Genomic DNA, 24,351 nt, shown 5'->3' on the forward strand with positions numbered 1-24,351 from the left:
AATTTTATTTAATCAGCTATACTATTTTTGGTAAACCTTTCATGCTAAGAGTTATTAAAATGGAAGGTTATCTTTTGGTGGTATTCTCCTAATCTGTTTGGTGAGCTCTGTGATGTCTTTATCTCCGTTATATACAACTTTTCTTATATCCGTTTGTCTATATCCAGTCTGACTTATAATATTTTGTATATAACGATCCGCAACAAATGCCACTGCTAAATTAGGATTATCCCTATATTCTCGATAATTAACTGTAAATGTTCCACCACTACTCATAATGTTATCTTCTATGTTAAGGGTTACTTCGATATTTACTCTCATCACATTCACCTCGAAAATATTATAAAAACAAAAAAGACCCTCACCTTAAAGGTGGAGGTTACATTTGACTAAAAGCTTTCCCTCGTTGACATGCTCTCATATACATTTTTATATCGCCTACAAGCTGTTCTTTTTTCTTTATGCTTCTACTATAAGGCACTCCTGTTAATTCCTCGTAATAAGCCTTTAAATCCTTTACAGTACGCTTCATTAATTCTTCTCTTGTCATGTCGTCATCTCCCTTTTGTTCTATTAATACATTCTATGAACTAAAGGAAAATATATTACTATTTTTTAGAAATAAAATTTCTAATCTTTTTTATACAGATCATCAACTTTTACCCCTAATAACTCAGCAATTGCGAATGCCTTTTCAACAGTCGGATAACTCCTACAAGCAATCCAATTACTTACTTGTTTCTGGGAGACTCCAATTTGTTCAGCTACCCATTTTCTTTTTATGCCACGTTCATCTAATATTTCACCTAATCTGCATTTCATTATCATCACCTATGTTATTTATTCCATATCACCTTTATTTTTCCTGCTACGGAAAAAATATATCGTTAAATTAGAAATATTTTTGGTAACAAACAAGCTATTCGCCCATATAGTTTAATCAAGAGGGTAGGAACTACTAGAAACCTACTTCTTCAATACTTCGGAAAGGGAGATTCATATGGGGCTGAAAAAAGTTTCTCTTGTACTAAATATTGATGATCCAGAGCAAGCGGAGTTATATAAATACGTGCAGCAACTACCAAACGGTAAGAAACGGAATTCTAGCGCGTTTTTACGTCTCCTGGTAGATAGAGCTTACCAGATGGATAAAGCCAAGCATAAGTCGGTTATACGCAATCAAGGAGGGATAAAATTTACTGTGGAGTAAGAACTAGGTAGGAACTAAGTAAGAACTGAATAAGAGGCAAAAAAAGTTAGAGAGCGCCTAAGTCTCTGACACTCTCTTATGTCAGAGTATGCGAGGAATGGTAAAAAGTTGCATGTCTAACACAAATCTGAGGAGGAAAATTTATGTTTGCTAAAACGGAATACATGTCTGTAGGAGCATTTGTTCGAAATGAGAAGGAAGATGTATTAACGAAATTTAAGCGTCACATGGATAAATACGGTATCGTCTACAAGATTGTGGGCACAACAATTATTATTTTTGTAGCTGGTGGAGGGTTTGACTATGCACTTGCTAGTAATGGAATAGATGTAGGAGCACGCAAACTGTACTATGAGTTAATTTCAATTGGTAAATGGGTAATTGTTTTTAAAGGTGGCATGGATACTATCAAATCTGTGGGTAATGGAGATTTTGATTCTGCTAAGAAACACTTCTTCTCTTATCTTATGATCTATCTATTATTACTTGGTTTACCTTATGGCATGGATAAAGTAGACGAAGTATTCCAAAACATTTCGAAGGGGTGAGGGTTATGAAATTCAGACTTACTTCCGAATTTGGAGATATATCGCCCATTCGAAATTGGCGGCCACACACAGGGATTGATTTAGCAATGCCAGAGAACACAACGTTACGAAGCATAAAAGAAGGAGTTGTTGAAAAAATTTATACAGGGGAAGGTTCATTAGGAAACGGAATTACTATTCGTTTTAATGATGGTAGCAATGGAATATACGGTCACATGAATGATATAAAAGCCAAAGTAGGAGAACATGTGAGTCCTGGTGAAGTTATCGGACTGAGTGGAAATACTGGCAATTCAACGGGACCACATTTACATTTTGCATTAAAAGAAAATGGTGAATACGTAGATCCATCTCCATTAGCAGAACAACTTGCAGCAATAAGTGGAGATGGTGTATCTCAAGGTGTCATAACAAAAGTGTTAATGAACAGTACGGAAGGTATTCGTGAAACTGCAAAGGAAAATACAAAGGAAATATTCTTTGGAGTGTTAGAAGGTATTCGTGATATCTTAGTTGAAACCATTGGAGCAGTAGCCTTAGTTGGCGGAGGCATCATGATACTTGCTAAGGTTGCTGGATATAAAGATGGTATGAGATGGTTTGGAATGCTGCAATTAGCAAATGTATTACTAAAATTCTTCTTTGGGGTGTACTGATATGAAAGGAATTAAGATTAGTGTTATAAAGCCGGAATACGTCTATTTGAAGCTTACTCCTAATAATTCAATCCGCAATAATTCAACCCACAAATTAGCAAAGGCTATTTCCTCACTGTATAAAAATGTTCTCCAGAATATCAAAAAGGAAGAAGCAAAGGTTGTTAAAGTCCTTGGTAGAGAATTTCTACTAGGCACTAAATATTCATTTGAGGTTAATTCAAAAGTATCTTTCTTTGTTTATATCGAGAAGAAGAAGGTCGAGTTTTATTTCATCATTCCCAAACCATATTTCTCAGTGATCAAAGAGAAAATGACAGATGTTTGGAGTAACATCACTTTAGCAGAAGTAAAAACCTTACCAACATTTTCACCTGCAGCTGCAAGATATCAAATGAACTACACAAAGGAAGATGCATTAAGTTTAGCAACAGATAGAAGGGACAATGATCTACTTCATTCTAAGTTAAATATCGTAGATGTAATGGAAGTAGGAGATAAAGTGGGAGTATTTTATAACTTCATGCCTACATCACAATTTAGCTGGAGAAGTACTTATGAAGCTACAATTAATAAAGTAAAACGAAACTTGCCAACTGACCGTAATAAGATTGGTTTTTCATATGCTTTAAAGTTAGTAATAGGAATACTTTCATCAATTGTGGATGATATCGGAGAAACGATTGGAGGGGGTAATAAGCGCAAAAAACAAGAAGAGGGTATAAATTTATTAGAGCAAACTTTAGAGCGTTTAAATGGCGGTAAAAAGGTGAGTGAATCCACTAGAAAAAAAGCAACTGCTACAATCGTAAATACACAAATTGCTGTTATGAGTGAGAGCAAAGATAAGTTAAGACAAAAGAACAATCTTAGAAGTATTGCACAGAGCTTTGAAACCATTACAGATGATAATCGACTAGTAGCAAAACCATTAAAACCATTTGAATATACGGACTATAGTATTAAAGCAGAAGTAAATAAGATTGGTGATTTAGAAGCACAAAACTTCCTTACTGTGGCCGGAAGGGATATTTTAGAGAAATACAACTTTATTGAAAAAGTAGAGACTCAACAAACAGAGGTTCCAGAGGATTTGCAAAAGGGTGTTATGCGAATTGGAATTAACACTTATAGAGGTAAGAAACAAAATGCTTTTCTATCCACAGATAAAGAGTTTAAGTATCTATCACTCATCTTAATTGGTCCTAATCGAGCAGGTAAATCTACTCTTATTGGTAACCTTGCTTATGATTCAGTTGCAGCTGATGAATGTACTATACTCTTTGACTACATTGGAAACTGTGAATTAAGTGATGAGGTTGCTGCATTGTTTCCTAAAGATAAAGTATTGAATGTGGAATGTAATGATTTCACCAAACTGCAAGGATTAGGATATAACGAAGTTGAAGTGAGTGCGGATCCATTTATCCAGTACGACAATGCAAAGAAACAAACAACACAGTTAATGACATTGGTTAATTCAATCAACACTTCAGATACTCATTTATCTCCTAAAATGGAGCGTTACTTAACAAGTGCTGCATTAGTTGTATTCATCACTGGTGGAAGTGTTAGGGATGTATTTCAAGTGCTTCAGGACCATAATGCAAGACATAAGTTTTTGAATAAGATACCAAAGAATCAATACGACAATATGAATGAGTACATGGTCAGTCTTTTAGAATTAGATGAGTGCGATAAAGAAGGCAACTTAAATGGAACTAAATTAAATCTAATCGTAGGAATCATTGACCGATTGAATAAACTTAAATCGAACACGTATATGGAGCTCATGTTAAAGAAGTCCACAGAAAACAATTTCAATCTTGTGGAGGAAATGCAAAAAAGCCAGTTAATATGTATTCGTATGCCGGAGCACATGTTTACAACTGATAATGAAAAAGATGTGTATTGTACCTATTGGATGACAAAGTTGTGGATGGCTTTACAAATGAGAAAACAAAAATATAAAGGAAATCGTGACCAGATGACGAAAGTTAATTTAGTAATTGATGAATTATACCAGGTAGAGAATACGGAGAAGTTCTTAACTACTAAATTAAGCAGATTACCTAAGTTTAATATAAAACCTATTCTTAGCTGCCATTACTTAAATCAGATTAAAACAATAAGGCCAGAACTAAGAAGTGCATCTGCAAGTTATATGTTGATTGCTGGATGTGATAAGGAAAACTTTAAGGAGCTCCAGGATGAATTGAAACCATATGACCTTGAGGATCTAATGTCACTTAAAAGATTTCATTCGTTGAATCTGATTAAAACAAAGGATGGATATGGAAGGTTTATTACGAAATTACCGGAACCAGTATCAGACAAAAAGGCGCTATAATTGCGCCTTTTTAATTTTAGTACTTTCATTACTCGTGAAGGAAGGCAAGAAGGAACCAAGGAGATAATGGGTATTACCCATAAAGCACCAATTATTGTAGAAGCATCAAATAAGATTTACCTCTTTCCAACTACCTCACCGAGTAAACCGCAATGTGCATGGCTTTCACATACCTATATTTTAGATAGTACATATGAAGAAAACGAACAGACGACTGTCATTTTTACAAATAAGCAGTCCATACAATTACAGATTTCTAAGGGATCTTTTAAGAACCAGTTACACAGAACCGCACAACTCCGTACCATTGTTGCCAGCAGAATGGAAAAACAAGAGACTAAAAGGAGTTTTGTATTGAATCCGCCAACTCACAAAGAAAGCCATACAAAAATTTTTCCAGAATCGAATACCGCTGGATAATCCCGTGTTAAAAACTCCTAATCGTTGGAGTTTTTTTGAATTAAATAGAACTCCAGTAGCTGTTGTACCTCGTTCCGTATTCTCGGATTAAAATAATTGTGTTCCTCTTCATATCCCTTATATAAGAATGAAAATAATGTGAAAGCCTCATCTCTGCTTTTTTCCCACACCTTCATGTTTTTCTTTTTCATTTCTAATTTTGTTTCATATAAATCCTTCTGTACTTTTTTCATTGTGTAATCAATTAAATTTATATAAGGCTTCTTAAGTTTAAATGCTGCTGTCTCAATAACTGACAGGTCACGATTTAGAATGGTTAGCACCATTGGTAAGAAAATCGCTCTTTCAAAAATTTGACGGTCATCTTCAGGTATCCTCGTCATATACATCCCTCTTTTAAGAACATACGTTTGTGTTTATGATACGCTATTTTTTATTTTTTAGCAATAAATTCAGCAGGAATTTTATTTCTAGTATCGAAATATTTTAATGTGTAGTGCATAATCATAAGAAGAAGTTTTTTTGAAATAAAATATAGAACAAAGGATGGGAAGAGGATGACAGAGAAAAAAAGCAGAGCAATCGTTGCAGAAGATCTTTATGAGTTAAAAACGGTCAATGATCCTCAATTTGCACCAAACGGGGAAAATTATGTTTTTGTAGAAACAGCAATTAACAAGGAAAAACATGAGTACACTTCCCATTTGTTCCTTGGGACATTAGATGGGAAAGTAACGCAGTGGACATTTGGGGATGTACGTGATAGTTCACCACGCTGGTCACCTTCTGGTGAAACGGTGGCATTCGTATCAAATCGTTCATGCAAGCAACAAATATACTTAATGAACACAACAGGTGGAGAGCCAAAGCAAGTTACATATTGTGTAAATGGTGCAAGAAATCCAATCTGGTCACCAGATGGGAGTAAAATTCTGTTTACAACTTCATTGGCTACAGACGAATCTATAACAGATAAAGAGAAGAAAAAAAGCCAAGAAGAAGATAAAAAACTAGAACCGCTGGTTGTTGAAAGAATTCGCTATAAATCTGATGCAGCAGGATTTTTAGATAATAAAAATCAGCACTTAGGGCTACTTGATGTTGCTACAGGAGAAGTGGAACAGCTTACGAAGGGTGAATATGATTATGCAGCAGGCTGCTGGTCACCAGATGGAAAGAGTATCACATTTATTGGAGATATAAGTGAAGATGCTGATTATAATTTGATTTCTGACCTTTACATCATGAGCATAGAAGATAAAAGCTATCAAAAGATTACCAACTCGACGGGGAATTTTGGTAATCCAACTTGGTCACCAGATGGTAAATATATCGCATTACTTGGACACGAAAAAGAATTTATGGGTGCTACACTACCTAAGATTTGGTTGTATACAGTTGAAAGTGAAGAATTAACATGTTTAACAAGCGAATGGGACGTGTATGTTGGAGATAGCGTAGTTGGTGATTTCCAACTAGGTGGCTCAGATCCTGGAGTTATTTGGAATGAAGATAGCAGAAGCTTTTATTTCTTAATGAGTAATACTGGGAATACTGGCGTATATTATGGCTCGGTAGACGGTGAAATGTATCCTTCATTATTTGAAAATCAACATGTATTTGCTTTAACTGTCCACAATCATAAAGCGGTAGTGGGTATTAGTAAACCGACTCAACCAGGGGATTTATATTTCTTAGATCTTAGTACTGGTGAATTAAATCAGCTAACAAATGTGAATGCTGTCTTTCTACAGGATGTTGAGCTTTCTGATGCAGAACCTTTTACCTTCAAAGCACCTGATGGCTGGGACATTCATGGCTGGGTGATGAAACCGTTTGGGTATGAAGAAGGCAAAAAATATCCAACTATAATCGAGGTACATGGTGGACCACATGCAATGTACGCGAATACATATTTCCATGAGTTCCAAGTGTTAACTGCGCAAGGATTTGTGGTCGTCTTTACAAATCCACGCGGTAGCCACGGATATGGTCAGCACTTTGTAGACGCAGTACGAGGTGATTATGGAAATAAAGATTATCTAGATGTTATGGCTGCAACGGATTACGCTGTTGAAAACTTTGATTTTGTTGATGAAACAAAACTTGGTGTAACGGGTGGGAGCTACGGTGGCTTCATGACAAACTGGATTGTTGGACATACAAATCGTTTCAAGGCGGCTGTAACTCAACGTTCAATTTCAAACTGGCTAAGCTTCTATGGAGTTAGTGATATTGGTTTCTTCTTCACTGAGTGGGAGCTAAAAGGAAATTTACTCGAGGATGCAGAGAGACTATGGGATCATTCACCACTTAAGTATGTAGGTAATGTAGAAACGCCGCTTCTTATTCTACATGGTGAGCGTGACTTCCGTTGTCCAATCGAACAAGCAGAACAATTTTATGTAGCATTAAAACATCAGAAGAAAACAACAAAATTTGTTCGCTTCCCTGGTGCTAACCATGAACTATCAAGAAGCGGTAACCCAAAACTACGACTTTCCCGTCTAAACCACATAAAAGACTGGTTCGTTGAGTACCTTAATAAATAGAATGGAGAGACACTAGCCCTTGCTGCTAGTGTCTTTTTGTGGAGAAATACAAATTTTCTGTCTAGCTCCAGCGCCCAGCCAGTTTTCATCTTTGATTAAGCTTCTGAGAATATCTTGTGCAAAGCTTTGCTTTAAGCAGCGAGAGGCCGCTTCACCCCTCCTGCGGCGGCAACACTAAGGAAAGCTTCGTGAGCATAAGCCTCGCAGAAAAAATGCTTTAGCATTTTTTAGAGCCTCCTCGTCGGGGTTCCGACGCACAGGACGTGCTAGTGCCGGCGTTGCCACAGGACGTGGCGATTTTAGCCGGCCAGCGCTTGTCGGACTTGCACAGGATGTGCTGATGTCGGCGTTCGCCACAGGAAGTGGCGGTATTTAGGCGACGTTCCTCTCCAAAGGCGCTTGCGCTTTTCTGAGTGTCAGGCACCGCAGAAATACATTTGTCCATCTCAGGAGGACAAAAGGTGAATAAACTAAATTTTTAGATAGTAAATGTTTTGGTAGGTACAACCAATTGGTGTACAATATATGGTAAGGTTAGTAGCCTTTTTTACTCATGGTGAGGAGATTTTGCATGGATATTGAAATGATTAAGGAATTAGTAACATTAAAGAATATAGAAGAGGTATTAAAGGAATATCGATCATTTGGTCCCTTACCTGGAATCCTTCTGCCGATGTTAGAGGCATTCCTGCCATTTCTCCCTTTATTTGCATTTGTAATGGCAAATGCTGCAGCTTTTGGGCTTTGGTTGGGATTTTTATATTCATGGATTGGTGCCATTGCGGGATCGTTACTTGTCTTTTTTTTAGTACGCAAATATGGTCAAAAACGCTTCTTCTCATTTGTAAGCCGACATAGAAAAGTGAAAAGTCTTGTAAACTGGATTGAAAGACATGGTTTTGGACCATTATTTATATTATTATGTTTTCCTTTTACACCATCAGCAGCAATCAATCTTGTTGCTGGGCTCTCAAGAGTTAGTACTCCTCAATTTGTTTTAGCAGTTTTATGCGGAAAATTAGTTATGATTTTTACGATTAGCTTCATAGGCTATGATATACGGGCGCTATTTCATCAGCCTGTTCGAACTATTATTGTATTAATTATTATCTTTATTTTGTGGCTAGTTGGTAAGCGGGTGGAGGCTTGGCTTAAGGTAAAACCAGCTTTACTCAAGGAACGGTAAAACTTATATTAAATTGAAGGGTGGAGGAGAAATGGAGGAAGTCCCAAAAAAACAGAGTTTTTCATTACTAAAGACACTTGGTGTAAGTATTGTGCTGGTTGTTTTTCTAAGGACTTTTTTGTTTACAAATTATGTTGTAGATGGTGAGTCAATGATGCCTACGCTTGAGGATGGCAATTTATTAATGGTCAATAAAATCGAAATGAGAATCGGTGAACTTGAACGCTTTGACATTGTGGTGTTTCACAAAAGCAAGCAAGAGGATTTTGTAAAACGAGTTATCGGGCTACCTGGAGATCACATTGAGTATAAAGACGATGTTCTTTATATTAATGGTAAAAAAGTGGAAGAGCCTTTTCTTGAAAAGTATAAAGAAGGCCTTATAGGTGGCAAATTAACTGGTGATTACAAATTAGAAGAGGAAACGGGTCAGATGACTGTACCTGAAAATCATATCTTTGTTGTAGGAGATAACCGGCTTGATAGCTGGGATAGCCGTCATTTCGGATTCGTACGAATGGACCAGGTAGTAGGAAAAGTAAAACTTAAATATTGGCCAGTTAATCAGATGGCAATTACTCTAAAATAAAGTAACATTTCATGAAGAACTCTATCCAGGAATCGAGTTCTTTTTTTATGTGTATATGATAAAATAGTAACAATATTATGAATAAGAAAGGAGGTTTTGAATTTGGGTGCGAAAATTCACGTGCTACAAACGAAAATAACACCGCCAAATATGAAGGAACATATCTTAAGAAGACCTTCTTTAATGAAAAAAATGAAAACGATTCCAAACTATCCATTAACACTTCTGCACTCTGGTGCAGGGTATGGGAAGACTACGGCACTTGCTACATATATTAATGATCAAAAAACAATATCCTGCTGGTACAGTGTTGGTTATAACGATGATGATATTATTCCTTTTCTCACTTATGTCGTGTACGCCATTCGAAAAAATCACTCAGGATTCGGAACAGAACTCCTTCTTTATGTAGAAAATATTGAGCGTTATGTTCGGGATGAAGAAATTAGAACTCTATGTTCTTTATTTATAAATGAAATTTCCGTTTTAGAAAATGAAATTTTCTTATTTATTGATGACTATCATCTCGTACAGCATTCAGAGGCAATTGATCAATGGGTAACCTGGTTATTACAGCATCTACCATCAAATCTACATCTAGTAATTTCAAGTAGGATAAGGCCAAACTGGGAGTTTTTAACGACCATGAAGGTGAAGGGGGAAATACTCGAACTAAGACAAAAGGATCTCATGTTTTCCTTTGATGAAGTTGAGGTGCTTTTAAGTGACCTTTATGAAGGGGAAATTAGTGAAGATGATGTAGAGCGTATCTTCTCTTTGACAGAGGGATGGATAATAGCAATTGGTATGATTCGTCAACAACTTACATCTGACGGGAATTTAGTATCAATCCTGGCTAATAAATCACAATCACTAGATGAATTATTTCGTTTTCTTGCGATGGAGGTATTCATGAAGCAACCTCCTATGGTTCAACAGTTCCTGGAGAATACTTGTATATTCGAAGAATTAAATGGCAGGGTTTGTGATGAAGTTTTAGGAATTAGAGGCTCAGGAGAAATGTTAAAGGAGCTTTCTGATCATAATTTATTCTTGCTTTCTATTGGAGAAGGACAATACAGATATCATGCATTATTTAAAGAGTTTCTGGAACAGAGGTTGTCCTCTACAAATGAAAGACATTATCATAATTTGCACATCCAGACAGCTCGATATTATCAAAGATTGGGAGATTTTAATCAAGCAATCTATCATCTTGAAGCAACTGAAGATTATGAAAGAATAGCTGAGATCCTTCATCATTATGGGCAAAAGATGATTGAAAACGGACAGTTAGAAGGATTATTAGAACGCCTGAAAAAAATACCTACTACACTTATGAATCATTATTATTTACTCTGGCTATACAAGGGGGAGGCATTACGATACCGCTGCTCCTATAAAGAGGCAGAGGAATGTTATATAAAGGTCATTCAAATGGCAAAAGAAGCGAGAGATCATCAAGGTATGAGTAAAGCATTTGAGGGCCAAGCAAAAATCTATCTCGACACGATTCAACCTGGTAAAGCGGAACGGTACTTACAGCAAGCTATTGAGACACTTGAACAACATACAGCTTCATCAAGTGAGGATAAGAGCCGCTTGTATCAGCTTATGGCTGAGAATTTAGCAAATGCAGGTCAGGCATTAAAAGCGAAAAAGTGGTTCGAAAAGGGGAAAGAACTTGATATCCCACTTATAGATGGAAACTTAGAAGCAAGGCTCTATCTAAGAACAGGAAAGTTAGTAGAAGCTCGCAAAATTCTAATGCAAAAGAAAGTGTATGAGAAAAAACAAGAAACAGCACACCTTCAGCAATCACATAGGGAAACAGATCTACTTTTATCATTAATTGAAGCATTTATGGGAAATGGTCAAGCAGCAAAGGAACTTGCTGAGGCTGGTATTAAACAAGGAGTTAAATTTCAAGCTCCTTTTGTTGAGGCTTGCGGATGGATTCGAATGGGACATGCGGTTCAACTTATTGATAAATATGATCTATCACTTGCAACTCAATGCTATGAAACCGCCCTTGAAATTATGGAAGAAATAAATGTTTCAAGAGGTAAAGCAGAACCATTAATGGGGCTTTGTGTTTTATACGGTAATAAGGGCCTGTATGATAGAGCAATCGAGTTTGGAAATCGGGCTCTTGAAGAAACAGAAAAAGTAAAGGATTCATGGTTATCAGCACTTATCTTACTTTGTATGGGAATTTCCTCCGTTCATAACGGTAAAGGAGATAATGCTATAGAATATTTACACAGATGTAAGGCCCTATTTGAGAATTGCGGTGACCAATATGGAATTGTTATGGCTGAATTATGGCAATCCTTCCTCTATTATAATCAAAAAAATAGGGCTGATTTTATCCAAACCTTTAGTAGCTTTCTAAAGAAGATGCAGGTTGGCAGTTATGAATATGTTCTAATAGAGCGTACAACTTTTGGGCCGCAAGATCTGTATAATGTTGTTCCATTGTTATTAGAAGCCCAGAATGAAGGTATTCACCATCAGTATGTAAGCCAACTTTTAAACGACTTGGGATATTCAAATATTACATCACACCCTGGGTATACCCTTCGAATTCAAACGTTAGGGAAATTCAAAGTGTGGCTTGGAAGTCATGAAGTAGAAGAATCCGATTGGCAACGTGGAAAAGCAAAAGAGCTTCTTGAACTGTTTGTTACAAAGCGTAACAATTTGATAGATAGAGAGCAAGTCTTTTCTATATTATGGCCAGAGCATGATGAAACGGCGGCCGCAAGGGATTTTAAAGTGGCGTTAAATGCACTGAATAATGCGCTTGAACCAAATCGTGTTGCAAGGTCAACTCCGTTTTTTATCCAAAGAGTTGGTTCGTCCTATGGGTTAAACCAGGAAGCTGGATATCAGCTAGATATTATAGAATTTGAAGAATGGATTCATGCCGGCTTACACGAAAAGGAGACAGACCAAGTCATTAAATGCTTGCGCCGGGCTTTAGAATTCTATGAAGGCGATTATCTACCAAATCGACGATATGAAGATTGGTGCCTAAATGAAAGAGAGCGGCTTCAAGTATTATTTTTACGAGGTGCAGAACGAATTTCTCAAGCATATGTACAAACAATGCAATTCGATGAAGCGATTTACTGGTGTGAACAAATACTATCAAAGGATAGAACATGGGAAGAAGCTTATCGATTATTAATGTTCTGTTACTATCAAAAAAACAATCGCCCACAGGCGATGAAGTGGTACAAAAGATGTCTTGTTGCACTGGAAGAAGAACTAGGCGTTGACCCTATGCAACCAACAAAGCAAATGTACGAAATGATTCTCCAAACTTCAAATCTCAAAAAATAGGAATAATGAAAAAAGACTGAGACTACTATGGTAAAAAGTAGGCTTGGTCTTTTTTAGTTTTAGGGACCTACTTCGATATGGTTATGGGAATCAGAGCTTTGGTTTTCTAACTAAAGTCTTGTAGTTTTGGATAAACATGCTAGGGAAATAGATTATAGACTGGTCAATGAATGCCTAACGGAAGGGAGTAGTGGTGGAGTTGGTCGTTCATAAGGTAGATGAACGACCTTAGCTTGAAGAATGCCGACGGGAAGTCACTCATAAGGAAGATGAACGCCCACAGCTTGAGGAAGTGCCGAATCGAGGTCACTCATAAGGCCGATGAACGCCCACAGCTTGAGGAAATGCCGAAGTGAGGTTACTCATATGAATAATGAATGCCTTCACCGAAGGAAGTACCGAAGCGAAGTCACTCATAAAGGCAATGAACGCCCACAGCTACAGGAAACCAAACGCGAAGTCACTCAAAAGAATGATGAACACTCTCCGCCTGAGAAAATGCCAAAACGAGTCCACACAAAAAATGATAACCCGAATCTACTAGTACCCATTATTTAGCGAAAGCCTTAAAATACTACACTCCTAGAGTAAAACAATATCCCATTAAATTAATGTATCCATCACCTTGTAACTCAGTTGTAACTAATCCGCAGTACGATGAATTCAAAGTTTTCTAGTTTTAATGTTTAAGTCGAATTTTCAAGGGGGAAGAAAAGTGGGAAAGAAGAAATCATTTATGAGAATGTTGTTTATGAGTTTGCTCGCTATGTTAATGGTAGTTGCCTCAGCATGTAGTTCCGACTCAACTGGAACGAAAGAGGAAGACAATGGGAACAAAGGGAATGACTCAGGTGAAGAAGCGAAGGATCCTATTAAGATTGGTGTACTTGCTTCATTAAGTGGTGGCCTTGAATCTTACGGGAAGCAATCTACTCAAGGTTTTGAATTGGGGCTAGAGTATGCCACTGGTGGCACGATGGAAGTTAACGGGCACCCAATTCAATTTGTAGTGGAAGATACAGAAACAAAGCCAGAGGTTGCAATTCAAAAAGCAACTAAACTAATTGAAGAAGATGGAGTAGATTTCTTAGTTGGTTCATCAAGTTCAGCTGATACGTTAGCGGTTTTACCACTGGCGGAAGAATATGAAAAAGTTATGATCGTTGAACCTGCTGCTGCCGATAGTATTACTGGTGCAGACTGGAATAAATACATTTTCAGAACTGCACGTAACTCATCTCAAGATGCAGTTGCAGGTGCAGCAGCGATTGCAAAGGAAGGCGTTAAGATTGCGACTTTAGCACCGGATTATGCATTTGGTAGAGATGGTGTTGCAGCATTTAAAGAAGCCGCAGAAAAATTGGGCGCTGATATTATTCATGAGGAATATGCTGACCCAGCTGCAACAGACTTTACTTCAAATATCCAAAAAATTATTGAAGCAAAACCAGATTATTTATTTGTAGTTTGGGCTGGTGCGAACTCGCCGTGGAATCAAATTGCAGATATGAAGGTTCAAGAAAATGGAATTAAAATTTCTACTGGCGCTCCTGATATTCCTGCTCTTGCAACGATGAATGCATTAGTTGGTATGGAAGGATTCACAGTATATTATCATGGTCTTCCTAAGAATGAGATTAACGACTGGTTAGTAGAAAAACATAAAGAGAAATTTAATGGAGAAGTTCCAGACTTATTTACACCTGGTGGAATGACAGCTGCATTAGCAATCGTAGAAGCGATTAAAAAGACAGATGGCAAAACTGATGCTGAGACACTTATAACTGCAATGGAAGGTATGAGCTTTGAAACACCTAAAGGTACAATGACTTTCCGAGAAGAAGATCACCAAGCACTGCAAGCTTTATATGCAATCCGTTTAGAAAAAGTGGATGGTGTTGATTATCCAGTTCCTGTACTTATGCGTGAACTTACACCAGAGGAAACAGCTCCACCAATACGTAACTAAAGTATGAAAAGGTAAACTTCGGTAGCTTCTGCCGAAGTTTACTATTACTTTCAAAAGAGTATACAAAAAGAGGTGAAAAATATGAACCCTATTATAGAAACTAAAAATTTATCAATATCTTTTGGTGGTCATAAAGCGGTAGATGGAGTGAATTTCACGGTCCCTGCAAATCACTTTAAATCAATTATTGGGCCAAACGGAGCAGGAAAAACAACATTCTTTAATTTATTGAGCGGACAACTAAGTCCGACGAATGGTCAGGTGTATTTCAAAGGCGAAGATATTACAAAATTAACGCCAACTGCTAGAACACGAAAAGGAATTGGACGTTCTTTTCAAATAACCAATGTATTTCCCAATCTAACGGTGCTAGAAAACGTTCGACTGGCGGTACAGTCCGTGGCGGGCGTTAGATATCAAATGTTAAAGCATTTTCGTAAATATCGACAATTCGAAGAGAAAGCAAAGGAAATATTAACGCTTGTTCTTCTTGAAAATAAAGTAGAAGCTGTGGCTAAGAATTTAGCCCACGGCGAAAAAAGGAAGCTGGAAATTGCGATGCTCTTGGCATTAGAGCCAGAGGTATTATTGCTAGATGAACCTACAGCAGGGATGTCGCTTGAAGATGTGCCAGCGATACTAGAGGTTATCAAGAAAATAAAAGCAGAAGGAAATCGAACAATTATCTTAATTGAACACAAGATGGATATGATACTCGATCTTTCTGATAGTGTAATGGTTTTATTTAATGGTAGATTGCTAGCTGATGGAACTCCAGAAGAAATCATGAATAATGAAACAGTACAATCAGCGTATCTAGGAGGTTTGTACGATGACAATGCATCTTAAAGTAGAAGCAATTGAGACCTATATTGATCAATTTCATATTTTACAAGGCGTTTCCTTTGAAGCAAAAAAAGGGGAAGTCACTGTACTCCTTGGAAGAAATGGTGCGGGAAAAACAACTACTTTAAGGTCCATTATGGGACTTAATCCGCCGTCTAAGGGTAGAGTTGAATACAATGGGGAAAACATTGCAGGGCTAGCAACCTATCATATTGCAGGGAAGGGAATTGGCTATGTTCCTGAAGATCAAGGGATATTTGGGGAATTAACGGTAGAAGAAAATATGAAGGTGGCCATTAAAAAAGAAAATGACCAAACAAGAGAGCGTTTAGAATATATCCTTACTTTGTTTCCAGACCTTAAGAATTTTTGGAAGCGAAAAGGTGGCAATCTGAGTGGTGGACAAAAACAGATGCTATCTATAGCAAGAGCATATGTAAACAACAATGACTTATTGTTAATTGATGAACCGAGTAAGGGACTTGCTCCAATTGTTGTTGAAAAGGTGATGGAGTCAATTCAGGAGATGAAATCACAAACAACGATTGTTTTAGTTGAGCAAAACTTTTATATGGCAAGTACGATTGGGGATCAATTTTACATTATTGATGATGGAAGAACAGTTCATAGTGGTGCTATGAAAGAGCTAAAGGAAAACGAGCAGCTTCGTAAACAATATTTAGGAATTGCTTAATAACTGAATCCAATGGGAGGAGGACTATAATTGGATGTTTTAATAAATTTAACAGTTAATGGTCTAGCAACTGGAATGCTAATATTTCTTCTAGCTGCTGGTTTAACTTTAATCTTTGGACTTATGGATGTATTAAATTTTGCGCATGGCGGCTTGTTTGCATGGGGTGCCTATGCTGGTGTGTGGACTTATGATATGACCGATAGCTTTTTACTAGGTATTATTTCGGCTTTACTAACCGGTCTACTATTAGGTTTGCTCATGGAAAAATTCATTATTACTCCAGTGTATGGAAATCATATTCAACAGATTTTAATTACATTAGGAGTCATGATAGTACTATCTGAGATGCTGAAAGTAGTCTGGGGACCCAATCAATTAAGTGCTTCAACGCCTTCTTATTTAAGTGGTAGTTGGGAGTTTGGTGGAGTTATTTTAATCAAGTATCGTCTGTTTATAATCACGATTGGTTTTCTAGTGTTCTTTTTAATTTATTATATTTTAAAAAATACAAAGATAGGGTTAATCGTCCGTGCAGGAGTTATTAATAAAGAAATGGTGCAAGCATTAGGGATTAATATTAAAAAGATTTTTATGCTTGTATTTATGGTCGGTGCCTCTATGGCAGCTCTAAGTGGCGTATTGTTAGGCCCGTATTCTGGCGTTATTCATGCAGAAATGGGAATGGAATTTGCTATTCTTGCTTTTATCGTTGTAGTAATAGGTGGGATGGGCAGTATTACAGGTTCTTTATTTGCAGCTATTTTAGTAGGGTTATCTGGCGCATTTATGGCGTATTATGTCCCAGAATTATCGCTGGCAGTTAATATGCTGCTAATGGCCATTGTATTAATTTTTAGACCACAAGGATTATTTAGTGCAAAGGGGTGAGGGTATGAAACTTCTCAACAATTCTTCAAAAGCAAATATTATCTATATTGCTGTTGCTGTTTTTTTACTATGCTATCCATTTGTAGACGATACAAGAAGTATATTAATTCTCTTTACACAAATTTTTATATTTGCTGTTTTTGCAATGAGCTATGATATTTTGCTAGGTTACACGGGTATCGTATCGTTTGGACACGCGATGTTTTTTGGAATAGGAGCTTATACAACCGGGATTCTATTAAAAAGATTTGAACCAACAATCATGATGTTTCTACTCTCAATCCTTGTTGGTGTTGTTATTTCGGCGATTATAAGTTATATCGTAGGACTACTTTCGTTACGCTTAAAAAGTCATTTTTACGCTATGCTTACGCTCGCTTTCTCAGGTTTGTTTTTAGTTGCTGCAGAAAAATGGAGATCCCTAACGGCCGGTAATGATGGATTTACATTTCGTATTCCGGATTTATTAAAGGACCGTATGGTGTTGTACTTTGTCACGTTACTTTTAATGATTGTAGTATTCCTTATTTTAAAAAGATTCACTGAATCTCCTTTAGGTCGTGTACTTCAAGCGATTCGTGAAAATGAACCGCGAACAGAATCATTAGGTTACAATGTCATCCATTATAAAATTATCGCAAGTGTTGTTGCTGGAATTGTTGCTAGTATTTCGGGCTCAATGTATGTATTAACACTTCGTTTTGTAAACACATCTGTATTTGCAATGGATGTTACATTAGACGCTCTCCTTATGACCATCATTGGTGGAGTGGGAACCTTAGTTGGAGCAATTATTGGTGCAGGGTTAATTGAGTTTGCTCACCACTGGTTAACTGGGTTAGCAAAGGTACATTGGATATTTGAACGTTGGATGATATTTTTCGGAACTCTCTATATATTAGCTGTAATGTTCTTCCCGATGGGAATTGTAGGGTCAATAAAAGCAGGCTGGGCAAAAAGACTATCAAAAAAAGTTGGAGTTACTAAGAAGGAGAAAATAGCAGGCTAAGGAGAGAGGTTCATGAATGAGAATCCAATTATAACTTCATTCGTTGTCCGCTGTGCTTTAGTTAATGTTGATGAAGAGACGTTGAAAAAGCAATGGCGTATTAAAGTGAGTCATGTGCAGGGTGAGGATGAAGTGATTGTAACTGATCTGGAAGAGGCATATAGCTTCATGAAACAAGTTATTGAGGAGTGACAATCTTGCAATCTATTGGAATTGTAAGTACAGGAATATATATACCAGAAACATTTTTAACAGCTGAAGAAATTGCAAAAAAATCAGGTATTCCCACGCACATTGTTGAATCAAAACTAGGTATTACAAAAAAGCCAATACCTGGGCCAGAGGATCATACATGTGAAATGGGGATTATAGCGGCAAAAAATGCGATTGAAAAGGCTAAAATAGATCCGGCCGAAATTGATTTAATTCTTTATATAGGGGAAGAACACAAGGAATATCCACTATGGACAGCGGCAATAAAAATGCAACAGGAGCTAGGTGCAGTAAATGCCTGGGGTTTTGATGTTGCGATGAGATGTGGTACTACCATAATGGCAATTAAGGTTGCTAAAGATATGATGAAATCTGATGAATCCATTAAAACTGTTTTACTCGCAGGCGGATACCGAAATGTTGATTTTATTGACTATGAAAATCCGAGAACAAGATTCATGTACAATTTAGGAGCTGGGGGTGGTGCTATTCTTTTACAAAAAGGAGCAGCCTCCAATCATGTTCTTGAAAGTCATATCATGACAGACGGTTCTTTTTCAGAAGATGTAGTTGTTGTTGCTGGAGGGACAAAATACCCTATTACAAAAGAAGCTTTGGATCAAAAGCTTAATATGTTAGACGTATTAGATCCTGAAGGTATGAAAAAACGCCTGGAAGAAAAGTCAATGCAAAACTTCCTTCAAGTAATCCGTAAATCAGTTGAAAAAAGCGGGTATACAGAAAAGGATATTAACTACTTAGGAATACTTCATATGAAAAAGTCAGCACATGATTATGTATTGAAGGAATTAGGCTTATCAGAAGAGAATTCTATTTACTTAAAAGAATATGGACATATTGGTCAAATTGACCAAATACTTTCTATGGAATTGGCGGTAAAAAAAGGTAAAATAAAAGATGGAGACGTAGTTGTATTAGTTAGTGCCGGAATTGGGTATGCATGGGGTGCCACAACAATTAAATGGGGGGATTGCTAATGTCTGCTGTCGAACTAAAAACTGTTAAACTAGCAAACGGTGAAACGCTTGGATACCGCGAAAGAGAAGGTGGAGAAAGAATTTTACTTCTCATTCATGGTAACATGACTTCTTCTAAACATTGGGATGTTGTAATAGACAATCTTGATAGCGATTACAAGGTATATGCTGTTGATATGAGGGGATTCGGTATTTCTACATACCACACGCCTGTTCAGTCAATCAAAGATTTTGCAGATGATATTAAATTATTTGTGGATGAATTAGGTATGAAAGATTTCACAATTGCTGGCTGGTCGACTGGTGGAGCAGTTGGTATGCAGTTTGTTGCAGATCATCCTGGCTATTGCTCTAAGTTAATTCTATTAGCATCCGCTTCAACAAGAGGCTATCCGTTCTTTGGATTAGGCGCAGACGGCCAAATGGATTTTTCGAATCGATTGAAAACAATGGAAGACATTCATAGCGATTTAGCTAGAACGATACCTATTCAAACAGCATATAACAACAGAAATAAAGAGGCGCTAAAGGCAATCTGGAATGCTGCTATATACAGAGATAACCAACCAGATGAAAATCACTATAATGAGTATCTTGAAGATATGATGACACAGCGTAATTTAGCTGAAGTTTATTATTCCTTAAATACTTTTAATATTAGCCATCACCACAACGGATTAACAGAAGGGAATGGCCTTGCAGATAGAATTGACATTCCTGTATTGGTTTTACGTGGAGACAGAGATTTAGTCGTCCTTGACGGAATGGCAAAAGAAATCATGGAGGATTTAGGAGATAATGCAACATTTGTTGAATTAGAAGGCTGTGGCCATTCTCCATTAATTGATAATTTGAATTTACTCTTACAGCATATGCATCAATTTTTAGAGCAAAAGGAGCCAGCAAAATGAGATTAAAAGATAAGGTAGCAATCATCACGGGAGCGGCAAATGGATTAGGTTTGGAAGCTGTTATTACCTTTGTGAGAGAAGGTGCAAAGGTAGCTCTAGTAGACTATGATACTGATGGTGAAGAAAGAGCAAAGGAATTGAAAGCAAATGGTGCCGAGGTGGAATTTTTTCAGGTAGACGTTGCAAACCGTGAGAGTGTTGATCAAATGGTTGCTGGAGTCATGGAACGATTTGGAAAAATTGACATTTTAATTAACAATGCCGGAATCACACGTGATGGGATGCTTACTAAGCTTTCCCAAGAGGATTTCCAAAAGGTGATCGATGTAAATCTTACTGGTGTATTTAATTGTACACAGGCAGTTGTTCCTCATATGATAGCTGGCGGGAAAGGAAAGATTGTTAGCACTTCATCTGTTTCTGGAGTATACGGTAATGTGGGTCAGACTAATTACGCCGCATCAAAGGCAGCGGTTGTAGGAATGACCAAAACATGGGCAAAAGAGCTTGGTAGAAAAGGGATTAATGTGAATGCTGTTGTTCCAGGATTTATTGAAACAAACATGGTGGCAACTGTTCCAGAAAAGGTTATTAATCAATTAAAACAAATGATACCTTTACAAAAGCTAGGTAAGCCATCTGATATTGCAAATGCATACTTGTTTTTATCATCTGATGAATCAGATTATGTAAATGGAACAACTCTTCATGTCGATGGGGGTATAATGATGTAACTAATGCGAGTGGATTTCCGCTCGTTTTTTTTATTGTTTAGGAAATTATAAAATTTCATGATGCGGATAACTTTGAAAAAAGGGTTATTCAAGTCAAGCTCCAGCGCCTAGCCCCTCGAGGTCGCTTCACCCCTCCTGCGGCGGCAACACTAAGGGATGCTTCGTGAGTCTAATCCTCGCAGGAAAAAAGCTTTGCTTTTTTTCGAGCCTCCTCGTCGGGGTTCCAGCGCTTGTCGGACTTGCACAGGATGTGCTGACATCGACGTTCGCCACAGGACGTGGCGGTTATTTAGTCGATGTTCCTTGACCAAGGCGCTTACGCTTTTGTTCTTTTGCGAAAACCTAGAAGTTCCTTTCTAATATAGGCAAACCCGAACCGTCATGTAACTTCTATGTAACTACTTTCTTTTACAGTAATAATAGAATTCTGATGATGTAAGGAGAGATAGTTGTGAGGTGGGAACTGGATTGGATAGCAAATCGGGCTCGACTATCACCTGATTCGATTGCTGTTGTGGAAGGGGAAGCGGGAATCCGCTTTACATATTATGAACTAAATAAACGTGCTGAAAGTTTGGCTGCCCATTTACTTTCGTTAAATATCGGAAAAGGGGATCGTGTAGCACTATTATCTGCAAATGATGTAGGCTACTTTGACTTATTATTTGCTTGTGGGAAAATTGGTGCCATTTTTGTTCCGCTAAATTGGCGGCTATCAAGTACAGAGATAGCGTATATTTTATCAAACTGTACACCGAAGCTCCTTGTTTTATCAACGAAATTTGAAAGTTTAGTAACTAACAAAGGTTCACAAAGAATACTGAACATAGATTCAGAGGAATATGAACAAGTCACCAATAGACCTACAGGTTCGTTCAAAAGCGAAGATACCATTGTTGAAACAGATCCGCTTGCTATCATATATACAGGTGGTACAACTGGAAAACCGAAGGGAGTAGTGCTCTCCCATCAATCTATTATGTGGAACGGATTAAATACAATACTAAGCTGGAATTTGTCAGCGGAAGATGTAACGTTAACATATATGCCAATGTTTCATACTGGAGGACTTAATGCCTTATCCATTCCTATTTTGATGATGGGTGGAAAAGTTGTTATCGCGAATGACTTCAAACCTGACCGGGCAATTGAAATTATAAACCAAGAGTGTTGTACAATTGTGTTGCTTGTACCAACAATGTATCATTTGATTGTGAATAGTGCGTCGTTCAAGGATGAAACATTCCCAACTATGCATACATTTCTATCGGGCGGAGCACCATGCCCTCTAGAAATCTATCAGGCATTTGAGGAAAAGGGGCTTTCCTTTAAAGAAGGGTATGGACTAACAGAAGCTGGTCCGAATAATTTCTTTATCGATCCAAACATCTCCAGATTTAGAAGAGGCTCAGTCGGAAAAGCAATGCTTTTTAATGATGTGAAAATCGTAGATTCAAAGGGAGAAGAGGCCGATGTTGGAGAAGTGGGAGAACTGCTGATACGAGGAAAGCATGTATTCCAGCGCTACTGGAATAATCCGCAGGCAACAAACGAAGCGTATAAAAATGGCTGGCTACACACAGGCGATCTAGCTAGACGGGACGGCGAAGGCTATCATTACATTGTTGGTCGCAAAAAGGAAATGATTATTACAGGTGGAGAGAATGTATACCCACTTGAAGTCGAGCAATGTATTAGCCAGCATTCTTTAGTCAGTGAAGTGGCAGTAATAGGGGTACCTCATGAAAAGTGGGGAGAAATGGTTGTTGCTGTAGTTTCACTTATGCCAGATGCAAGCTGTACGCAAGAGGAATTGATTGAATTTTGTAAGTTGAAAATAGGAAAATACAAAATACCTAAAAAGTTTATCTTTGTTGATGAAATACCTAAAACACATGTTGGGAAGATTGACAAAAATTTTTTACAGAAAACCTATCATAATAAAGTAGGATAGAAGCAAGGCCGACGTGGTCTTGTTTTTGTTTTTGTCTTGAATAATTTAAATTGTCGTCAATCTTTAAAGGGGAATTTTATCTACTTATAGAATTAATCCATAGCAAGAAAAAAGGAGATAAAGTCATGATTACATACAATTTATTAAAAGGTAACAAGGTACAGTTAGTACGTTTTAAAGAAGAGGATGTCCCAACGATTGTGAGTTGGTATGAGGACCAAGAATTCTTACGAAATTTAGATACCCTTCCTGCTTTTCCAAAGCATCCAGATGCCTTCAAGGAATGGATAGAACAGAAAAATGATAAGAGCTTTGTGTTCGGAATTAAAGATATAGAAGCGGATCAGGTAGTTGGTTTTGTGGACTTAGATAGTATTATTTGGCCACATCGTACAGCTTGGCTTGCTATCGCAATTGGTGGAAAAGGCAACCGCAACAGAGGATTAGGATATGAAGCAATGCAGCTTGTATTAGACTTCGCTTTCAGAGAATTGAATTTATATCGAATCCAATTGACAGTTTTTGAATACAACGAAAGGGCAATTGCAGTGTACGAAAAACTTGGATTTGTACGTGAGGGAGCTGCAAGAGAATTTTTGGAACGAGACAGTAAGCGATATGATATGTATTCATATGGTATTCTCAAGCATGAATGGGAGACTATGAAGAGATCCACAGAGTGATTTTTAACTCTGTGGATTGGCTATTTATGCCGTTGCCCCAAATTAATTGAACTTATCATGATTTTGTGTAGTTTAAATCCCAATTGAACCCAAATTGGTCTTTTATTTTACCGTATTTTGCTCCCCAGAATGTATCCTGCAGCTCCATTACTTTTGTGCCTTTTTGAGCTAATCGATCATAGGTTTTTGTTATTTCGTCTTCACTTTCGAATTCCAGAACAAGAGTGATATGATTTCCGAAGGTGACGTTTTGACCTGGAAAATTGTCTGAAACCATAAGAAATAGATTATCCTTTTTAAATTTACCATGAATTAATTTGTCTTCGGCTTCTGGTGGTGTTGGATAGTCTGCTTCTCCATATGTTTGCAGGTCATATATTTCACCTTCAAAAACATCCTTATAAAATTCCAAAGCCTCTCTAGCATTTCCATCAAAATATAAATAAGGCGTTGCTTGACTTTTCACTCTACATCACTCCTCAAAAGATTGGTTTATAACTTTACTAGGATTTCCAAATTTTTTTATAAATTTTCATTTGGTCCAATTATAATTAAAATAACCTAAAAACACGAGAACAAATGTTCTCATC

At 37.3% G+C, this 24,351-nt stretch carries 26 protein-coding genes; 21 read left to right on the forward strand and 5 right to left on the reverse strand.

What is annotated here, in order from left to right; translation table 11 throughout:
• Positions 1 to 54: 54 nt before the first annotated feature.
• From AB3M96_RS15650 to AB3M96_RS15660, 3 genes are all read right to left on the reverse strand, one after another.
• Positions 55 to 321, reverse strand: a complete 267-nt coding sequence (locus AB3M96_RS15650) for a hypothetical protein (RefSeq protein WP_412968567.1) — start codon at positions 319 to 321, stop codon at positions 55 to 57.
• 58 nt (positions 322 to 379) lie between these two features.
• On the reverse strand, positions 380 to 550 hold the full coding sequence (locus tag AB3M96_RS15655) for a hypothetical protein (RefSeq protein ID WP_412968568.1): 171 nt from the start codon (positions 548 to 550) through the stop codon (positions 380 to 382).
• Between the two features lie 80 nt (positions 551 to 630).
• A complete protein-coding gene (locus AB3M96_RS15660) occupies positions 631 to 822 on the reverse strand; it encodes a helix-turn-helix transcriptional regulator (RefSeq protein ID WP_412968569.1) in 192 nt (63 codons plus the stop codon).
• Positions 823 to 1,000: 178 nt separating this feature from the next.
• Here AB3M96_RS15660 and AB3M96_RS15665 point away from each other — a divergent pair, with 178 nt between their 5' ends.
• The 5 genes from AB3M96_RS15665 (at position 1,001) to AB3M96_RS15685 (ending at position 5,184) form a co-directional block, all read left to right on the forward strand.
• Entirely contained in the window at positions 1,001 to 1,210 is a 210-nt protein-coding gene (locus AB3M96_RS15665; RefSeq protein ID WP_412968570.1) for a hypothetical protein, read from the forward strand.
• Positions 1,211 to 1,353: 143 nt separating this feature from the next.
• Complete coding sequence (locus tag AB3M96_RS15670) at positions 1,354 to 1,758, forward strand: hypothetical protein (protein ID WP_412968571.1); 405 nt, start codon at positions 1,354 to 1,356, stop codon at positions 1,756 to 1,758.
• Between the two features lie 5 nt (positions 1,759 to 1,763).
• Complete coding sequence (locus AB3M96_RS15675; protein ID WP_412968572.1) at positions 1,764 to 2,414, forward strand: M23 family metallopeptidase; 651 nt, start codon at positions 1,764 to 1,766, stop codon at positions 2,412 to 2,414.
• Position 2,415: 1 nt separating this feature from the next.
• Positions 2,416 to 4,764 (forward strand): type IV secretory system conjugative DNA transfer family protein, encoded by a 2,349-nt coding sequence (locus AB3M96_RS15680; protein WP_412968573.1) that lies wholly within the window; start codon positions 2,416 to 2,418, stop codon positions 4,762 to 4,764.
• Positions 4,765 to 5,184 (forward strand): competence protein ComK, encoded by a 420-nt coding sequence (locus tag AB3M96_RS15685; RefSeq protein ID WP_412968574.1) that lies wholly within the window; start codon positions 4,765 to 4,767, stop codon positions 5,182 to 5,184.
• A 17-nt stretch (positions 5,185 to 5,201) separates the two neighbouring features.
• Here the strand turns inward: AB3M96_RS15685 and AB3M96_RS15690 are convergent, their stop codons facing one another.
• Positions 5,202 to 5,567, reverse strand: coding sequence for a YhjD family protein (locus AB3M96_RS15690; RefSeq protein WP_412968575.1), 366 nt, complete (start codon positions 5,565 to 5,567; stop codon positions 5,202 to 5,204).
• Positions 5,568 to 5,741: 174 nt separating this feature from the next.
• Between AB3M96_RS15690 and AB3M96_RS15695 the strand changes: the two genes are divergently transcribed.
• The 16 genes from AB3M96_RS15695 to AB3M96_RS15770 all read left to right on the forward strand — a co-directional run bounded on the left by AB3M96_RS15695 (position 5,742) and on the right by AB3M96_RS15770 (position 23,761).
• The gene (locus tag AB3M96_RS15695; protein ID WP_412968576.1) at positions 5,742 to 7,736 is read left to right on the forward strand and encodes a S9 family peptidase; all 1,995 of its coding nucleotides are present in this window, start codon (positions 5,742 to 5,744) and stop codon (positions 7,734 to 7,736) included.
• Between the two features lie 571 nt (positions 7,737 to 8,307).
• Entirely contained in the window at positions 8,308 to 8,922 is a 615-nt protein-coding gene (locus AB3M96_RS15700) for a TVP38/TMEM64 family protein (RefSeq protein WP_412968577.1), read from the forward strand.
• 31 nt (positions 8,923 to 8,953) lie between these two features.
• Positions 8,954 to 9,511: a signal peptidase I gene (gene lepB, locus AB3M96_RS15705; RefSeq protein WP_412968578.1), complete on the forward strand. Its 558-nt coding sequence runs from the start codon at positions 8,954 to 8,956 to the stop codon at positions 9,509 to 9,511.
• 102 nt (positions 9,512 to 9,613) lie between these two features.
• Complete coding sequence (locus AB3M96_RS15710) at positions 9,614 to 12,859, forward strand: AfsR/SARP family transcriptional regulator (protein WP_412968579.1); 3,246 nt, start codon at positions 9,614 to 9,616, stop codon at positions 12,857 to 12,859.
• A gap of 366 nt (positions 12,860 to 13,225) precedes the next feature.
• On the forward strand, positions 13,226 to 13,417 hold the full coding sequence (locus AB3M96_RS15715; RefSeq protein WP_412968580.1) for a hypothetical protein: 192 nt from the start codon (positions 13,226 to 13,228) through the stop codon (positions 13,415 to 13,417).
• A 178-nt stretch (positions 13,418 to 13,595) separates the two neighbouring features.
• Positions 13,596 to 14,828: a substrate-binding domain-containing protein gene (locus tag AB3M96_RS15720; protein WP_412968683.1), complete on the forward strand. Its 1,233-nt coding sequence runs from the start codon at positions 13,596 to 13,598 to the stop codon at positions 14,826 to 14,828.
• Between the two features lie 81 nt (positions 14,829 to 14,909).
• Positions 14,910 to 15,677 carry an ABC transporter ATP-binding protein gene (locus AB3M96_RS15725; protein ID WP_412968581.1) on the forward strand — a complete coding sequence of 256 codons (768 nt, stop codon included), beginning with the start codon at positions 14,910 to 14,912 and terminating at the stop codon, positions 15,675 to 15,677.
• On the forward strand, positions 15,661 to 16,368 hold the full coding sequence (locus tag AB3M96_RS15730) for an ABC transporter ATP-binding protein (protein WP_412968582.1): 708 nt from the start codon (positions 15,661 to 15,663) through the stop codon (positions 16,366 to 16,368). The genes AB3M96_RS15725 and AB3M96_RS15730 overlap by 17 nt, the downstream gene beginning before the upstream one ends.
• A 30-nt stretch (positions 16,369 to 16,398) precedes the next feature.
• On the forward strand, positions 16,399 to 17,259 hold the full coding sequence (locus tag AB3M96_RS15735; RefSeq protein ID WP_412968583.1) for a branched-chain amino acid ABC transporter permease: 861 nt from the start codon (positions 16,399 to 16,401) through the stop codon (positions 17,257 to 17,259).
• 4 nt (positions 17,260 to 17,263) lie between these two features.
• Positions 17,264 to 18,268, forward strand: a complete 1,005-nt coding sequence (locus AB3M96_RS15740) for a branched-chain amino acid ABC transporter permease (RefSeq protein ID WP_412968584.1) — start codon at positions 17,264 to 17,266, stop codon at positions 18,266 to 18,268.
• Positions 18,269 to 18,280: 12 nt separating this feature from the next.
• Complete coding sequence (locus tag AB3M96_RS15745) at positions 18,281 to 18,460, forward strand: hypothetical protein (protein ID WP_412968585.1); 180 nt, start codon at positions 18,281 to 18,283, stop codon at positions 18,458 to 18,460.
• Between the two features lie 5 nt (positions 18,461 to 18,465).
• Positions 18,466 to 19,479 (forward strand): 3-oxoacyl-ACP synthase, encoded by a 1,014-nt coding sequence (locus tag AB3M96_RS15750; RefSeq protein WP_412968586.1) that lies wholly within the window; start codon positions 18,466 to 18,468, stop codon positions 19,477 to 19,479.
• On the forward strand, positions 19,479 to 20,390 hold the full coding sequence (gene phaZ / locus AB3M96_RS15755) for an intracellular short-chain-length polyhydroxyalkanoate depolymerase (protein ID WP_412968587.1): 912 nt from the start codon (positions 19,479 to 19,481) through the stop codon (positions 20,388 to 20,390). Before AB3M96_RS15750 ends, phaZ begins: the two co-directional genes overlap by 1 nt.
• Positions 20,387 to 21,124, forward strand: coding sequence for a 3-oxoacyl-ACP reductase FabG (fabG, locus tag AB3M96_RS15760; protein ID WP_412968588.1), 738 nt, complete (start codon positions 20,387 to 20,389; stop codon positions 21,122 to 21,124). The genes phaZ and fabG overlap by 4 nt, the downstream gene beginning before the upstream one ends.
• Positions 21,125 to 21,575: 451 nt before the next feature.
• Positions 21,576 to 23,078, forward strand: a complete 1,503-nt coding sequence (locus tag AB3M96_RS15765; RefSeq protein WP_412968589.1) for an acyl-CoA synthetase — start codon at positions 21,576 to 21,578, stop codon at positions 23,076 to 23,078.
• A gap of 125 nt (positions 23,079 to 23,203) precedes the next feature.
• Positions 23,204 to 23,761: a GNAT family N-acetyltransferase gene (locus AB3M96_RS15770; RefSeq protein ID WP_412968590.1), complete on the forward strand. Its 558-nt coding sequence runs from the start codon at positions 23,204 to 23,206 to the stop codon at positions 23,759 to 23,761.
• A 55-nt stretch (positions 23,762 to 23,816) separates the two neighbouring features.
• Here AB3M96_RS15770 and AB3M96_RS15775 read toward each other — a convergent pair whose 3' ends face one another.
• On the reverse strand, positions 23,817 to 24,227 hold the full coding sequence (locus AB3M96_RS15775; RefSeq protein ID WP_412968591.1) for a VOC family protein: 411 nt from the start codon (positions 24,225 to 24,227) through the stop codon (positions 23,817 to 23,819).
• Positions 24,228 to 24,351 lie beyond the last annotated feature (124 nt).

It is taken from the genome of Ferdinandcohnia jepli (assembly GCF_047246645.1).
Lineage (GTDB): Bacteria > Bacillota > Bacilli > Bacillales > Bacillaceae_L > Ferdinandcohnia.